This is a genomic window from Fictibacillus sp. Mic-4 (genome assembly GCF_049843615.1).
Lineage (GTDB): Bacteria > Bacillota > Bacilli > Bacillales > Fictibacillaceae > Fictibacillus_A > Fictibacillus_A gelatini.
The window spans coordinates 29,171-44,638 of the sequence record NZ_JBBHZM010000012.1 but is presented as its reverse complement, the minus strand read 5'-3'; the positions used below and the strand labels follow the sequence as shown (position 1 = coordinate 44,638).

The 15,468-nt window shown below is 40.5% G+C and carries 18 protein-coding genes; 6 read left to right on the top strand and 12 right to left on the bottom strand.

The window, feature by feature from the left end; all coding sequences use genetic code 11:
• Nucleotides 1-20 precede the first annotated feature (20 nt).
• Nucleotides 21-476, bottom strand: a complete 456-nt coding sequence (locus tag WD019_RS09995; RefSeq protein WP_425711392.1) for a GNAT family N-acetyltransferase — start codon at nt 474-476, stop codon at nt 21-23.
• Between the two features lie 168 nt (nt 477-644).
• Here WD019_RS09995 and WD019_RS09990 point away from each other — a divergent pair, with 168 nt between their 5' ends.
• Nucleotides 645-1,265, top strand: coding sequence for an NAD(P)-dependent oxidoreductase (locus WD019_RS09990; RefSeq protein ID WP_425711391.1), 621 nt, complete (start codon nt 645-647; stop codon nt 1,263-1,265).
• A 243-nt stretch (nt 1,266-1,508) separates the two neighbouring features.
• Here the strand turns inward: WD019_RS09990 and WD019_RS09985 are convergent, their stop codons facing one another.
• A complete protein-coding gene (locus WD019_RS09985; protein WP_026678844.1) occupies nt 1,509-1,916 on the bottom strand; it encodes a carboxymuconolactone decarboxylase family protein in 408 nt (135 codons plus the stop codon).
• A gap of 138 nt (nt 1,917-2,054) precedes the next feature.
• On the opposite strand from WD019_RS09985, the gene WD019_RS09980 reads away from it, so the two are divergent.
• Nucleotides 2,055-2,516: an Lrp/AsnC family transcriptional regulator gene (locus tag WD019_RS09980; protein ID WP_425711390.1), complete on the top strand. Its 462-nt coding sequence runs from the start codon at nt 2,055-2,057 to the stop codon at nt 2,514-2,516.
• Between the two features lie 16 nt (nt 2,517-2,532).
• Here WD019_RS09980 and WD019_RS09975 read toward each other — a convergent pair whose 3' ends face one another.
• On the bottom strand, nt 2,533-2,772 hold the full coding sequence (locus WD019_RS09975) for a hypothetical protein (RefSeq protein ID WP_026678846.1): 240 nt from the start codon (nt 2,770-2,772) through the stop codon (nt 2,533-2,535).
• 107 nt (nt 2,773-2,879) lie between these two features.
• The gene (locus WD019_RS09970) at nt 2,880-3,428 is read right to left on the bottom strand and encodes a DUF420 domain-containing protein (RefSeq protein ID WP_026678847.1); all 549 of its coding nucleotides are present in this window, start codon (nt 3,426-3,428) and stop codon (nt 2,880-2,882) included.
• 221 nt (nt 3,429-3,649) lie between these two features.
• Here WD019_RS09970 and WD019_RS09965 point away from each other — a divergent pair, with 221 nt between their 5' ends.
• The gene (locus tag WD019_RS09965; RefSeq protein ID WP_026678848.1) at nt 3,650-4,318 is read left to right on the top strand and encodes an MgtC/SapB family protein; all 669 of its coding nucleotides are present in this window, start codon (nt 3,650-3,652) and stop codon (nt 4,316-4,318) included.
• A 66-nt stretch (nt 4,319-4,384) separates the two neighbouring features.
• Here WD019_RS09965 and brnQ read toward each other — a convergent pair whose 3' ends face one another.
• On the bottom strand, nt 4,385-5,719 hold the full coding sequence (brnQ, locus tag WD019_RS09960; RefSeq protein ID WP_026678849.1) for a branched-chain amino acid transport system II carrier protein: 1,335 nt from the start codon (nt 5,717-5,719) through the stop codon (nt 4,385-4,387).
• A 237-nt stretch (nt 5,720-5,956) separates the two neighbouring features.
• On the opposite strand from brnQ, the gene WD019_RS09955 reads away from it, so the two are divergent.
• Together WD019_RS09955 and ald are read left to right on the top strand one after the other, a co-directional pair.
• Nucleotides 5,957-7,210 (top strand): PucR family transcriptional regulator, encoded by a 1,254-nt coding sequence (locus tag WD019_RS09955; RefSeq protein WP_425711389.1) that lies wholly within the window; start codon nt 5,957-5,959, stop codon nt 7,208-7,210.
• 136 nt (nt 7,211-7,346) lie between these two features.
• Nucleotides 7,347-8,471: an alanine dehydrogenase gene (gene ald / locus WD019_RS09950; RefSeq protein WP_026678851.1), complete on the top strand. Its 1,125-nt coding sequence runs from the start codon at nt 7,347-7,349 to the stop codon at nt 8,469-8,471.
• A 665-nt stretch (nt 8,472-9,136) separates the two neighbouring features.
• On the opposite strand, the gene WD019_RS09945 is transcribed toward ald, so the two are convergent.
• Nucleotides 9,137-9,547 carry a hypothetical protein gene (locus WD019_RS09945; protein WP_425711388.1) on the bottom strand — a complete coding sequence of 137 codons (411 nt, stop codon included), beginning with the start codon at nt 9,545-9,547 and terminating at the stop codon, nt 9,137-9,139.
• A gap of 507 nt (nt 9,548-10,054) precedes the next feature.
• Between WD019_RS09945 and WD019_RS09940 the strand changes: the two genes are divergently transcribed.
• Nucleotides 10,055-10,747 carry a queuosine precursor transporter gene (locus WD019_RS09940; protein ID WP_026678854.1) on the top strand — a complete coding sequence of 231 codons (693 nt, stop codon included), beginning with the start codon at nt 10,055-10,057 and terminating at the stop codon, nt 10,745-10,747.
• Between the two features lie 30 nt (nt 10,748-10,777).
• Here the strand turns inward: WD019_RS09940 and WD019_RS09935 are convergent, their stop codons facing one another.
• The 6 genes from WD019_RS09935 to WD019_RS09910 form a co-directional block, all read right to left on the bottom strand.
• Complete coding sequence (locus WD019_RS09935; RefSeq protein ID WP_425711387.1) at nt 10,778-11,509, bottom strand: amino acid ABC transporter permease; 732 nt, start codon at nt 11,507-11,509, stop codon at nt 10,778-10,780.
• Nucleotides 11,510-11,634: 125 nt separating this feature from the next.
• Nucleotides 11,635-12,285: an amino acid ABC transporter permease gene (locus WD019_RS09930; protein ID WP_035351561.1), complete on the bottom strand. Its 651-nt coding sequence runs from the start codon at nt 12,283-12,285 to the stop codon at nt 11,635-11,637.
• Between the two features lie 64 nt (nt 12,286-12,349).
• The gene (locus WD019_RS09925) at nt 12,350-13,150 is read right to left on the bottom strand and encodes an ABC transporter substrate-binding protein (RefSeq protein WP_026678856.1); all 801 of its coding nucleotides are present in this window, start codon (nt 13,148-13,150) and stop codon (nt 12,350-12,352) included.
• A gap of 22 nt (nt 13,151-13,172) precedes the next feature.
• Complete coding sequence (locus tag WD019_RS09920; RefSeq protein WP_425711386.1) at nt 13,173-13,901, bottom strand: amino acid ABC transporter ATP-binding protein; 729 nt, start codon at nt 13,899-13,901, stop codon at nt 13,173-13,175.
• Between the two features lie 212 nt (nt 13,902-14,113).
• Nucleotides 14,114-14,608 (bottom strand): Crp/Fnr family transcriptional regulator, encoded by a 495-nt coding sequence (locus WD019_RS09915; RefSeq protein WP_026678858.1) that lies wholly within the window; start codon nt 14,606-14,608, stop codon nt 14,114-14,116.
• A 267-nt stretch (nt 14,609-14,875) separates the two neighbouring features.
• A complete protein-coding gene (locus WD019_RS09910; protein ID WP_425711385.1) occupies nt 14,876-15,445 on the bottom strand; it encodes a metalloregulator ArsR/SmtB family transcription factor in 570 nt (189 codons plus the stop codon).
• Nucleotides 15,446-15,468: the final 23 nt, after the last annotated feature.

The following is a 15,468-nucleotide window of genomic DNA, read 5'->3' as shown; positions in this document are numbered from 1 at the left end:
GGCGTACGGCCGGTTCCGGCTCATACTGCCATTTTCTCAAACTGCGTAATCAACACCCCGGGAGCTACTTCTTGTTCTCCTATTTCCACAAATCCGAGCTTCTTGTATAAATTTTTCGCTGGAATATTCTTTGCCCCTGTGCTTACAATATACTTTTTGATGTTCTTATCGAAATCCAGGACATATTGGACTAAACTTCTCCCGATGCCCCTGCGGAAATAATCAGGATGGACAATCAGGCGGTGAATATCTACTACACCATCTTTTTTCACAAATGAAATAGCCCCGGCTAAGTTTCCATCCATAAAATACCCGTAAAAATCTTCCGGGCAATTCATAAGGGACCGGGTTGTGTCACGCAGCTGGGGAATGCCGAAAAAGCCGATTAATTCCGCCTCCACTTGATAAGACGGGATTTGTACCTCAAGCACCTGTTGCGCAATGGCCGGGTCTTTAATGTCAATTGGCTGTATCATCTGTTACCACCCCATCCGCTTGCGAAGCGACGTAATTTGAGCGACATGATGGCAGCTGCTTCCCGTCCAATCGGGTAACGTACATCCATTGCAGTTCCTCCTTACTGGAAATGATATTGAACAAAACGTATAGTAAAATCATAAATCATTGATTCGGAGGTAAGCTACTTGAATATTCTTATACTTGGTGCAACCGGCCGGGTTGGCCAAAAAATCGTAGAAAACGCGTTGAGCGATGGACACCACGTTCATGCCCTGGTCCGCTCTCCTGCTCAATTGGAGATCAAAAACGAACACCTGAGCATTTTTCAAGGCAATGTTGTAAATGAAAAAGACATTCGCCGCGCCATCGACGGGTGTGACATGGTGATCAGTGCGTTAAGTACGGACGGCGGCACGGCTCTTTCTGACAGTATACACCATATCATTACTACCATGAAAGCAAAAGGAATAAAACGAATCGTGGCTATCGGGACTGCAGGGATCCTGCAAAGCCGCGGCGAACCTGATAAACTGCGCTATGAAACAAGTGAATCAAGACGCTCTTTAACTCGTGCCGCTAAAGAACATTTTAACGTTTATGAGGCGCTCCAATCATCCGGCCTTGACTGGACGATTGTATGCCCCACCTATTTGCCTGATGGGGAAGCGATGGGGCACTACCGTGTAGAAAAAGACTTTCTTCCGGAAGGCGGCAAAAAAATCAATGTCGATGATGTCGCCAATTTTGCATATGCTCAATTAATGGACACGGCATACAACAAATCCCGCGTGGGCATTGCTTATTAAAAAGCTCTGGCTTATCCAATTGCCAGAGCTTTCTTCGTGTTAGGCTATACTTGCTTTTAGAATCCATTCCGTCTTTGTTACTTTTGGAAACTCCTGCAGGCTGACAATGGAAATGGTGTACACCGCTTCATCCTTGTATACCTCTCGATGAAATCCTTTTCGGTCGATCAAAAAAAGCAGTGTTATCGGGTAATACTATACATTACTTAACCTCACTTTTTTTAAAAAACGGATTGTATCCAGTCAAGGCTGTAAATTCATCATGGCGCCAAATTGCTGCGATGCAGTGGTGAAACAAATAAAAGCACAAAGCTCCACAATTTCGCTTTCGGAAAACGATTGCCTTAATGTTGCAAATATCTTGTCATCGATAGAATCGCGATGATCGAGAAAAATATTCGCAAATGCGACCGCCAAACTGGTTCTCTCATCTTCCTGTACACGGGCTGGCTTTCCTTTGGCCATGCAATATTCGCACCCATTGCCAAAGGCGAGCGTTCGTCGGACTTGTTCTTTTAGTTCAGCACTTAATTGCCCGTTCCCGCTTAAATGGTCGCTTAAATCATTCCACTTTTGAAGTATCGGCGGGACATGGCCCATTAATTTTTGAAATGGGCTCCCGCCGTTTAAAGAAAAAGAAACTCTTGGCATGTTAGCCTCCTTTTAAAGGTATTGATTATTGACAGCTTTAATTATAAAATAGTAAATACAAAAATTGAATTCCATATGAAATGTGTTTTCCATTTATCCTTTATAAATGAAACTTAATTTAAGGACGGTTATTTCCATATGAAAATAGATGATATTGACCGAAATATTCTGGGCGAACTCTATATGGACGGCAGATTGTCGATCAGGGAGCTTGCTAAACGGGTCAACCTTTCTCCTCCTTCTGTCGCCGAACGCGTGCGCAAACTGGAAAGCGAAGGGATTATTGAAGGTTATACGATAAAAATCAACAATCAAAAAGCTGGTTTGGCGTTGGATTGCATTTTGGAAGTGACGATGAAAAACGGGGAATATCAACGATTTCAAGACTTTATCCGGCGCTACCCCAGAAGTTGCTTTTGCTACCGGGTGACGGGAAGCCTTTGTTATATTGTCAAAATATCGGTCCCTTCATTGGCTGAATTAGAAGATTTTATCAATTCCATTTCCGCTTATGCGACGACGGTTTCTCATATCGTTCTCTCCGAAGTCGACGTCCAATTATCGATGGATGAGTTCTTTCAGACCGAAAAGAGCCAATGACCTGCAACTTAGCAGATCACTGGCTCTTTTGTTGTTCATAATATCGCAGCTCCCACTCGAGAATGTCATCTACCGCAAGCTCCGTCTGATTCGTTTTCCGCATCAAGTGATCGATTAATACATCCATATCAACATCTGTATGTTGATTTTCAAGATACTTGCTCTCTTCCTTAAGCACGTTTCGGATCGTCGCTTCATCGTAGGATGTGTGGCTTTGAATATAGGCTACCACTCCATTTTCATTTGTATCCTTCATGATTTGCCCCCTAATCCATTCATTGATATTCAACTTTCCCAAAAGTTCCAAACGATATTCAGCTTCAAAAAAAGGATATTCAATCGATATGAATATCCTCTAACCTATTATTTGTAATAAGGCGAAATCATCAAATAAACAATGGGACCTGTTAAGGCAACATATAACCAGATTGGCATCGTCCAGCGCACGATTTTCCGGTGTTTTTCTACTTGCATCGTTAATCCCCAGATGAGGGAAAAAAGCGCCAGCGGAACAATAAGTGCAGCTAAAACACTGTGCGTCGTCAGTATAAAAAAGTAAAGGTACTTCAAAAACCCTTCGCCGCCGTAATGCGTTGTTTCCGCGGATAAGAAGTGGTAAGTGACGTACGAAATAAAAAACAGCGCAGTTGTTATAAATGCCGCAAAAATAAAGTTTCGGTGCACTTTAATATTTTTTTTCTTGATCGAATATAAAGCGGCAAGTAAAAACACAAATGTAAAACTATTAAAAATGGCATTTAACCTTGGAAGCAAAGTCAAATCAAAATCGACTTTTCCTTTGTACCCTAACGGCGAGAAAAACAAAATAAGAATAAAAACATTTATTACAATGGATAGCCCAATGACGAGAGCCGTGTAATTTTTTCCATTTACCGAACGGTTGTCACTCATAACTACTCTCCCTTACATTCATTTCTTCTCCCATTGTAACATTCAAGCAATGAAATCAAAAGTGACGAAACGATGAAACAAGTTGGCTGAATAAACGTTGAATGTGCAAAACTAAATATATATAAAATATTTAAACCCGGAATCGTTGTTTATGTTACAATCACTTTTAAAACATAAGTCTGAAAAATCTTCATACATACATAAAAAAGGGGTGATCTCCATTGGCTTATGAATTGATTCTTCGTCTCGTTATTGCAGGAGTATTAGGAGCGATTATCGGATTTGAGCGCAAAAGCCGCTTGAAAGAAGCCGGGCTTCGAACCCATTTTCTCGTTGCGGTCGGAAGCGCCTTAATCATGGTTGTATCTAAATATGGCTTTTTCGATTTAATCAATGACCATATTTCTCTCGACCCGAGCCGGGTTGCTGCACAAGTTGTGAGCGGGATCGGTTTTTTAGGCGCGGGGACGATCATTGTTCAGCGGCAAAATGTAAGGGGACTGACAACGGCGGCAGGATTGTGGGCTACGTCAGGAATCGGGTTGACGATCGGGGCTGGCATGTATTGGGTCGGGATTAGTGCTACGATTTTAGTATTTTTCGGGCTTGAACTTCTTGACAAAGGCTTAACGTTCTTTTTGCCAGAGCCGCTAAGATTGCGCCTTTTTCTAGAAGATCGGCCAAAAACGATACGGAATGTCCTTAACCATTTAGCAGACGAGAAAATCAAAATAGCCTCCTATCAAATTGAATTGCCACACGGCGATTCAGAGAGGTCGGACATTGTTTTAGAACTCATCCTAAAAGTTCCCGCTTCTTCAAAAAAATCAATGGATATCCTTGAGGTCGTCCGGGCGCTTCCCGGAGTTACTTCCGCACGGGTGGAGTAATATAAAAAAAGGTGCTGCCTTTAGAAAGTCGTTTTCCAACTCACTTTCTAGACAGCCCCTAAACCTTTAAGCTACATTCACTTTTTCAGATTCACCATTCTCTTTTTTCAATATAAACATAACAAATCCTATAATGAACCCAACTGCTCCCGGAATGATCCAACCGACACCTTCTGAATAGAGCGGCAGTTTTTCGAAAACCTTTCCCAACGCATTTCCAAAAAACGTTTTGTTGACCGTGTCGATCACACTAAACGCGGCAACGAAGATAACGGTCGTCCCATAAACCGCGTGGCTTCTTTTTATATATGGATGAATAAGAGCAAGGATAATGAGCACAATCGCCACCGGATAAATCGCTCCAAGAACGGGTACCGATACTTTCAAAATTTCCGTCAAACCTAAATTCGTAAGGAATAAGCTGATCATACAAATCATCGTGACCCACCATTTATACGAAACCCGCGGCAGTATTTTTTCGAAATATTGACTACAGGAAGTGACCAGCCCGATCGACACGCAGAGGCAAGCAAGAGTAAATACGATGCCTAAGAGAAGCGTTCCGAACCCGCCAAATAAATAATGGGCAACGTTCGTTAAAATTTGCGCACCGTTTTCTGCTTTTCCTAAAGAAGCGCTGGATGCACCTAAAAAACCTAAAATGACATAAATAATCGTAAGCAACAGACCTGCCCCTAATCCGGAAACCATCATATAACCCGATAATTTCTGGCTATGTTGAACGCCTTTTGCCCGCAATGTGTTAGCGACAATGATCCCGAAAGCCAGTGCTGCAAGTGCGTCCATCGTCAAATACCCGTCTAAAAATCCTTGAAAAGCCGGGTTTGTTGCATAATTTCCTTTCGGCGCTCCAAATGTGCCCATTGGAGAAACGAGGCTTTTAACGAAAATCGTAAGAATTAAGAGCAGAACAATGGGTGTCAATAATTTGCCAAAGCGGTCGACAAGTTTCGACGGCGATAAACTTAACCAAAACACAATTCCGAAAAACAGAACGGAATAGACAAACAATAGCAATGGATGGTGTGCCCATTTTTCGGGCAAAAACGGGCTCATGCCCATTTCAAAAGCAAGACTTCCCGCGCGGGGGATCGCTAAAGCCGGTCCAATAGAAATATAAATAATGAGTGGAAAAATAAAAGCAAAAAGCGGATGAACCCGGGCACAGAGCGTTTGAAAACTGCCGGCTTTCGCTATCGCGATAACGCCGAGGATCGGAAGGCCGACCGCGGATATGATAAAGCCGGTTATCGATAGAAAGAGATGTTCTCCAGCCGATTGCCCTAAAAAGGCGGGAAAAATAAGGTTCCCGGCTCCAAAAAACATGGAAAAAAGCATTAAACTGACAAAAATCAAGTCTTTTTTTGAAAAGGTGCTCATATCTATTCTCCTTAGATGATATTTCTCTTCGCTGTCATGACAATAGGAAAATTCAAAAATAATATTCGCATTTTAACAGGTTTTCTCATATAAATCTAGACTACTTAATGAATTCAGAATTGAAAGATAATAAAGTGTTCACATGATCTTTCTTAAAATTTACTGTGTGAGTGACTATATAAATCCTTCGATTCGCGTTATCATAGTATTAAAGATAAAAGAACAGGAGAGTCATAAATGAATGATGCGCCTCAAGGCTATGATCCCTTTCGTGGAACATTTGAAAATCTGGAGACACTTGCGGATAAAATCAGCGATGTCTTAAATTGCCCTGTCACGATTGAAGACAGCAATCACCGCCTTCTTTCCTATAGTACGCATGAAGGAGATACCGATCCAGCCCGAATTGCCACCATTATTGGAAGACGCGTGCCCGAAAAGGTGATCAACAGCTTGTGGAAAGATGGCGTTATCCCTAAATTGCAGGAAAGTGATGAACCCGTTCGTGCCTCATCGATTGAAAAGGTCGGACTCGGAAACCGGGTCGCAGTTTCCATTCGAAAGGACTCGGAAGTACTCGGTTACATCTGGGTACTTGAAATGAACAAACATTTAACCGAAAGCGACTTTGAGTTGCTGAAGAAGGCGGCAAAGGCCGCCAAAAGCCACTTGCTGCAGTTACAAACTGGTACAAAGAGGAAGCAAGAGGGAAGCCAGGAATTTTTCTGGAAGCTTTTAACTGGCCATGTTGAATCAGAAGAATGGATCATTGATAAACTCCATCGTTTATCTATTCTTCCATCAACTCCATTAACGGTTTTAATTTTTCAATTTCCCGAAGAAATTAATTCGGAATTCGAAAAAAAGATTTCTTACATTACAACCGTCAATCAAAGTGTAAAAGCACAGTTATCAGCTGTTGATGGGAATCAAGTCATTCTGCTTACTAGTCCGAAAGAAGATGCCAAACCCGCAGCCTACATCCAATCGTTTATCGAATCATTTATCTCGCAAATGAAAGAGCGTTTTCAGGCAACTGGCATTACAGCGGGCTACGGAAGTATTTATTCTTCATACATGCAAACAGAAAAAAGCTATAAGGAAGCCTTAACCGTTCTTTCGATAAAAAGCAAGTTCGCCAATGAGACATCCGCCATTTTTGGCTACAATGAACTCGGTATTTACCAATTTCTTGATTCCATCTATAAAAAACAGCAGGCAAGCGGCTATTTCAATCATTCCTTGAAAAAGCTTTACGACTATGACCGCCTGCATAAAACGAATTTATATGAAACCTTGGAAATCTTTTTAAATCATGATATGAATGCTCACGAAGCGGCGAAAGCCCTCCATGTTCACTTAAATACGTTGACGTACCGCTTAAAACGGATTTCTGAAATCGGGGCGATTGACTTAAAAGACCCGAATCAAAAAATTATGCTGTTTATCGACTTAAAAATCCAGCGTCTTTTTTTTAAAGAGCATTTGTGAAAATTCACAAATGCTCTTTTTTAATTTCTCTTTTCCTAACAAAGATAAAGTCAAGAAAAAAGACTATACTAATAGAACAAGGAATAATTGAAAGCGCCATCAAACAAATTTTGATGGATTTAGGAGGTTTTTACAAATGATCGTTGGTATCCCTAAGGAAATTAAAAATAACGAAAATCGTGTAGCAATTACGCCTGCTGGTGTCGTTGCACTAAAAAATGCAGGGCATGACGTATTAATCGAAACAAATGCCGGTGTTGGAAGCGGATTTACGAATGAAGACTATCAAGCAGCCGGTGCCCAAATGATCGATGCGGCAAGCGATGTATGGGCCAAAGCGGATATGATCATGAAGGTGAAGGAACCACTTCCAGCGGAATATGACTATTTCCGTCCGGGTCTCATTCTTTTCACTTATTTACACCTTGCAGCAGAGCCGGAACTTACCCGTGCTTTAACTGAAAAAGGGGTAATCGGCATCGCCTATGAAACGGTGGAACATAATCGAACTCTTCCATTACTTACACCGATGAGTGAAGTGGCTGGCCGTATGGCTGCGCAAATTGGAGCGCAATTCCTTGAACAGCCGCATGGCGGAAAAGGAATTCTTCTTGGTGGAGTGCCGGGTGTAAAACGTGGAAAAGTAACGATTATTGGCGGCGGTGTCGTTGGTACGAACGCAGCAAAAGTCGCTGCAGGTTTAGGCGCAGATGTGACGATTATCGACTTAAGCGCGGACCGTCTCCGTCAATTGGACGATATTTTCGGAAACAGTGTACAAACGTTAATGTCCAGTCATCTGAACATTGCGGAAGCCGTTGCGGAATCCGACCTTGTCATCGGTGCCGTATTAATTCCAGGGGCAAAAGCGCCTAAACTTGTAACGGAAGAAATGATTAAATCAATGAAACCGGGCTCTGTTGTTGTTGACGTTGCCATTGACCAGGGTGGAATTATTGAAACGTCTGACCATGTGACGACACATGACAACCCTACTTATGTAAAACACGGCGTTGTCCATTATGCGGTTGCAAATATGCCTGGTGCGGTTCCACGTACATCAACGATGGCATTGACCAACGTAACCGTTCCATATGCATTGCAAATTGCAAACAAAGGCGTAAAGAAAGCGATCGCCGAAAACGCAGCATTGAAGTTAGGCGTCAACACGGCAGGCGGTTACGTCACTTACGAAGCCGTCGCAAGAGACCTTGGCTACGACTATGTTACTGTTGATGAAGCCATTGAAAAAGCACTATAGTTGAAAAGCAAGCTGTCGAGAAAGAAATCGACAGCTTTTTAAATGGGCAAAAACACATAGGTGCACTTGATTTAATCATTCGCTGAATTATTTCTTAAATCGGCTGAATTAATGCTAAAATCGGCTGAATTATGCCCCGTTTTGGCTGAATTATCGTTAAAATTGGCTGAATTAATAAAGTTAGGAGTCGATCCCCTTCAAAGAGGGGTTTTTTTCATCATTGCCAAAACATACTAAATTTAGGATAATTCAACCGTTATTTTCTATAAAATTAGTCATTTTTGGGGGTTTTTATTTATGCTAACGAGACAAAAAAAGAAAAAGGAATCGATTATTTATCGAATTTTTAAAAATAAAAAAGCACTTTTTCAAAGACTTTATTGACCCTCTTCAAAAGGTAAAGGATCATCGCTGCCAAAGCCATATCAAATAGTTTTATGAGTTTGTTAGAACTAATGACGCAATGTTCTGGTCAAAATAAAGAGATGCTAAAGTTAAACGCAAGTATACCATTCTCTCAATATCTCTCAATTGATTATAAGGCAATCTCCCCGATCGCCTTTTGATTTTGTCAAAAAAAAATAACCCCCGAAAATCAGCTCGAATTAACCGACTTCAGGGTTTGAAAATTGGATAATTATTTTTAAATTAACGTAGATCAATAATTATTTTTCTTCTCGTTCATGAAACCTTAGTGTAATATTTGATTTACGTACTTTATAAAACACCAATGATCCAATTGCGCCAAAAATCCCGATCCCAATTGCGGATGTTATTTCTACTGTATCTGTAATTGTTCCATTCGTAAGAAGTAAGTAGATTATAAATCCATACACCCAGCCCAATAAAGCAAAAGCAAGATAACTTTTTTTCCTAATTCTGCGATAAAACATCTCACCTATAATACAACCCAGTAAAGAGAGAGGAACTCCAAACATTGTATAAGAAAAAACATATGTGTAAAAGTCATCCAGTGTATGATCTGCTCTCCCAATAAGATTGAAAAATAACATCACAATAATCACACTTACGATCAAGCTAAAAAACGAGCTAATAAAAGCTAACAAGAATCTCAAAATGATTCCTCCATATGATTAATACATTTCTTTAATTTTTGCATTCGATAATATTGGCCATAAATACCTAAACCCGATATTATAAACTTTCTATTTTGGAAATAAATAGGGCGTATAAAAAATATCCTGAATCCATGGCTAATGTTTAGTCAAATCAAGGCTAATTTGTTATAAAATTATTTATTACTTATCGATTTGCTTTATTCAAATTGAAAAAGCTTGATAAATTCTTTGAAAAGATGAAGTCCACCGATTTCCCGCTCCTATTTTTAATCGCCTCTGTCTGGCATGAATTACGAATTTAGCAGCCAGGCTCTTGTAATTTTGAATCACGGTTCGAATCCGGCGTCTTTGAACCTTTTTCTTTAACAGGGCGTCCTCTTTTTGCGAAAAACGGGAAATCCTGTTGCGTTAATCCCTTATTTTCCTTATCATGAAAAATTGCTATAATTGCATACGCACATAGCGGTTCGAAAACTCCCGCGTTATCCAAACTAGGAGGTCCTTATGTTTAATTTTTCATTCGGGGTCGTCTTTGTCCTCGTTAATTTTTTGTTGTTTATCCTATGTTACCGTTTATTTGGCAAGACAGGGCTCTATGCCTGGATCGGCGCTATGACGATATTGGCTAACATTCAGGTCGCAAAAACGATTGAAATGTTCGGTTTCGTAATGACACTTGGCAATACGGCCTATGCGACGATCTACTTATGTTCGGATCTTCTGAACGAAAAGTACGGGCAAAAAGAAGCGAAAAAGGCCGTCTGGTTTGGCTTTTTCACCCTCATTATGATGACGATCATCATGCAAATGGCGCTAGTCTTTAAACCTGAAGCAACAGATATTGCCCAGGAGTCGCTTCAAACCATTTTTGGCCTTGTCCCGAGAATTGCATTAGGAAGCCTTACTGCCTATTTTGTCAGCCAATTTTTAGATGTCCGGCTATACTCGATGCTTAAAAAAATGTTCCCGGGGTACAATCAGCTCTGGATCCGCAACAATGGGAGCACATTGATCAGCCAGATGGTGGATACACTCGTTTTTTGCACGATCGCTTTTGCTGGCGTCCATCCATGGAACGTCTGGTTCGATATATTAATCACAACCTATTTATTAAAATTCATCATTTCCGCCGCATCGACCCCATTTATTTATTGGGCAAGAAGCTTTAAATTTAAAGAAGAAAAAAGTGAAGCGTAATGGGCTTCACTTTTTGTATTTCAATCTTAGTTAAAAACTTTCGGGAATTGGCCTTGATTGCTTCTGATTTTGACGGATCTTGCGCAGTCCAGTTCCTTGCTTTCGATCAGTATCAAGACGTTTTTCAAGTGCCCTTGCTAATAGGGATAATGAGTAGTTAATCAAAAAATAAATAATCGCCGTTAATAAAAGGATCGGGAAAACAATTTTATAATTGCCACCATTATAAATACCTCTTGCATTATGGAGCAGTTCTGGCAAGGTAATGACGACCGCCAGCGATGTATCTTTCAATAATGAAATAAATTGACTGACAAGTGGCGGAATCATACGTTTTAACGCTTGAGGCAGGATAATATGCCACATTGTTTGAGTATAGCTTAAACCAGAAGACCGGCCTGCTTCTATTTGTCCTTTTCCTATTGAAACTAAGCCTCCCCGCACGATTTCAGCAATCATGGCAGACTCAAACAATGTAAGTCCAGCGATTGCCGCCGTAACGATTTCAAGCTTGATTCCAACTTCGGGCAAAGCAAAAAACGTAAAAAAGAGAATCAATAACAATGGGAGGTTGCGAATTGTTTCTACGAGTACAGCAATGACTTTTGAAAGTAGTGGAATTTTTGCGTATCGTAAAACCCCTAAAAAACTTCCGATAATAAAGCTTAAAACAATCGATATTACAGCTACTTCCAGTGTCACCAACAATCCTTTTAACAAATAAGAGAGATTACCTGGTGTGTAAGCGCCGATAAAATCCATATTTGATCACTCTCCTGTCTGGCTCCAGCGGCCTATTACCGGGAGCATTTCGGACAAACCAACGATGAAAAGTTATTTCTATTTAGTGAACAATAGCATTCCGCCTATTGATGAGCCGCTTTTTCCTACTCTGTTTTTGCCAATCTGCGTTCAAGATAACCGACCAATAGACTGAGGGGTATGGTTAAAACTAAATAAAATACTCCGACGAAAATATACGTATTGAATGTATCAAACGTTTTTTCATGAATGGAATCAGCATAGTACATCAAGTCAAGACCAGCAAAGACTCCTAGAATTGATGAGTTTTTTACGAGGTTCAGAAATTGATTCCCCAATGGAGGAATGACAATTTTAATCGCTTGCGGCAAAATTATATAACCCATTGTTTGTATATATGTAAGCCCCGATGAACGCGCTGCTTCCATTTGGCCTTTATCCACTGATTGGATTCCAGCCCTAATGGCTTCAGCAATAAAAGAGGCAGTATAAATCGTCAGGGCCATAGTACCAGCTACAAACCCGCTCAAATTAATATGAAAAGCAACAAGGCCGTTGTAAAAGAAGAAGGCGATCAAGATTAAGGGAATATTTCTTATAAATTCAACAAAGCATGCCCCGATAAAATTTAAAATACGCAGAGGTGCGATGCGGAATACCGCAACGATTGCACCTAATATAAAACTGCAAACTAAACCAATGAGACTGATTTTTATTGTATTAAAAAACCCCGTCATATACGTATCAAAATTGTCTGTTAGTATGGAGAAGTCCATTTAACTACCTCCTTAATTTCAAAATAAGAGGATGGCAAGTATTAACCCATCCTCCTTCTCTTCATTACTCTTTAATCCATTTGTCTTTAATCTTTTGCAGTTCCCCGCTATCTTTTAATTCCTTAAGGAAATCATTGACGTATTTGACCGTCTTTTTATCTCCTTTTTTAATTGCGATTCCGTATGGTTCATCAGTGAACGTTCCACCAACAAGCTCATAATTTGGATCCTGCGCTGCCATTCCATAAAGAATGGAGTTGTCAGTGGTTAAGGCATCACCCTTGCCAGCTTTTAAAGCAGTAAACGCTTCAGCATAGTTTTCAAATTCCAGTACTTCAGCATCCGGGGCTTTTTCTTTAATGTTAACAACAGATGTCGATCCTTTAACTGCCAATACTTTTTTGCCTTTTAAATCGTTAACCCCTTTTATCGGGCTTCCTTTTTTCACAAGAAGCGATTGACCGGCTTTAAAGTAGACATCCGAGAAATCCACTTCTTTTTTACGCTCTTCCGAGATAGTCATTGTTGCAATAATCATATCAATATCCCCATTATTTAACATTGGGATCCGTGTTTTTGAAGTTACTTCTTTTAGCTCAATTTTCTTTTCGTCACCAAGTAATTTCTTTGCCAGCGCTTTTGCAATATCAATATCCAGACCTGTTATGTCACCTGTTTTAGGGTCTTTATAACCGAATAAATTTGTATCGTATTTTACACCGACAACTAATTTGCCACGTTTTTTAATTTTATCTATTGCGCTTCCGCCGGACTTTTCTTTCTTATCTCCTCCACATCCTGCCAATAAGGCCATAACCAATGTTAGAACCATTGCAAATACAAACCACTTTTTAAATTGTTTCATCCGATATTTTCCCCCTTTTAATCTAATGGTTTAATACTCTGCTTAAAAACAATTTAGCCCTCTCCGCTTTTGGATTTGCGAAAAATTCCTTTGGGCTTCCTTCTTCGACAATTTGCCCCTCGTCCATAAAAACGATGCGATTGGCTACTTCGCGGGCAAACCCCATTTCATGTGTGACAACGACCATCGTCATGCCTTCTTCAGCAAGCGACTTCATGACATCGAGCACCTCGCCGATCATTTCCGGATCGAGTGCCGACGTTGGTTCATCAAACAGCATTAGCTTCGGTTTCATCGCTAGTCCACGGGCAATTGCCACCCGCTGCTGCTGGCCGCCCGAAAGCTGGGAAGGAAAGGAATATGCCTTATCCGGTATTCCTACTTTTTCCAAATAATACATCGCTGTTTTCTCCGCATCGCTTTTTTCCACGCCTAACACTTTAATCGGAGCAAGCGTAATGTTTTGCAAAACCGTTTTATGCGGGTAAAGATTAAAATGCTGGAAGACCATGCCGATGTTTTTACGAAGCTCGTTAATGTTTGTTTTTTTCTCATTAACGGTTATTCCGTTAACAACAAGCTTGCCATCGGATATCGTCTCCAGGCGGTTAATGCAGCGAAGCAAAGTGCTTTTCCCGGAACCCGAAGGACCGACAATAACAACGACTTCCCCCTGTTGCACCTCTAGATTAATATTTTTTAAGACGTGGAAGTCACCGTAATGTTTATTGACTTGTTGAAATGAAATCAATCCAACCCCCCCTAATGCGATCTATACAAAAATCTTGAACGCCATTATTCAGTTTCCACCCGAGCAAAATAACAGATTTAATTAACTCTTAGGAATTTTCACATTACTTATAATTAGATACATCTTCACAAAATCCCTTCTAAATCTTCTGGAAATTTAACAAAATAGTAAAAAAGACCTACTTTTTGTAGATCCTTTTTACTAAGTGTCTTCTATAGTTGGCGTAATACCCGGTTAACCGTCTCTCTTCTTAACCCGATAAATTGACCGATCTCTTCCTGGGTTAATACTTCGTTAATTTTTACGCCCGGGAAATAATGTTCAAACCATTTTTGCAATTGCTGAACTTTGTCTATCGGTGCAACGGTTGTGAGCTGATCAATCCGCTGTTGCATCATTCGCAATTTCGTTTGCAAAATTAGCGCAACATCCCTGTATTTTTCAGGATTGGCCGCCAATTCGCTATACCATTCTGCATCCTGAATCATTTCAACTTCTGATGTCATTAGCGCTACGGCCGTACCGTTGTATTCTTTCGGGCTAATAAGTGAATGATGGGGAATGATTTCCCCCGGGACGATTAAATTCAGCAATGACTTCGAGCCATCTTCATGTACTTTCTCAACTTTTAATAACCCGCTTTTCAACAAATAAAGCGGTCCTTGTTCCCCTTGCCTGAACAAAACCTCTCGTTTATGCAAAAACAAAACTATGCCACCCTCTTTTACTTATGTGGCAACGGAAAACACCGTACCTTAGTTCTATTATATCATGTTCGAAACCAGACTTTTGCTGGTGGATTACCAAAGAAAGGTAAAAGGAAAAGAGTACAACAACAATTATTGCGAGGCGAAACAATTTATAGGATAATTATAAATAATCGGAATTCATTACAAAAACTATTCTTCATTTATTTGGTGACAATTATCTAATTAGATTTGAGAAAAAATCGCAGTACTCATCTATCACTGCCTTTATTTCCCCCACAACTCCGGCGGGTTAAGCTCGTAAATTCCATTTTCCCTGAACATGTAATGGTTGGCGATAAATTCTCTTCTAATGGCAGCGTAGTCTTCATGGAAACGTTTAATGTATTCATTGATTTCTTTTTCCGCATATTGTTTTCCCGGAATCAATCCTTTCACGATATGCTCAAGCACAATGAGCCGTTTTTTTCGCTGGGAAGGGATTTGCTTCAATGTACCGTCCGCGGCAAAGAAGTTGTTAAGCACACTATATTTCCCGTTTTCTTTTTTGTTCACTGGCATAACGGCCTCCACCCCGATCTTTAAAATGGCCTCTGCATTTTGCTTCAGCTTTTTTTCATCCAAGTAAAAGTAAATCGTGTTTTTATCTCTTCGTTCATAAATTAAACCGGCATCCCTTAGCTTAGAAATGTGATGCGTGATGGTCGGCGGCTTTACCCCTAGTTTTCCGGCAAGCGCCTGGCCGTGCAAGGGACCGTTTTTCAACAATGCCAATATCCGAATCCGCGTCACGTCCCCCAACGCTTTATGAAACTGAACTAACCGATCAAGCTGCATAACTGCCTCCTTCTAATTAGATA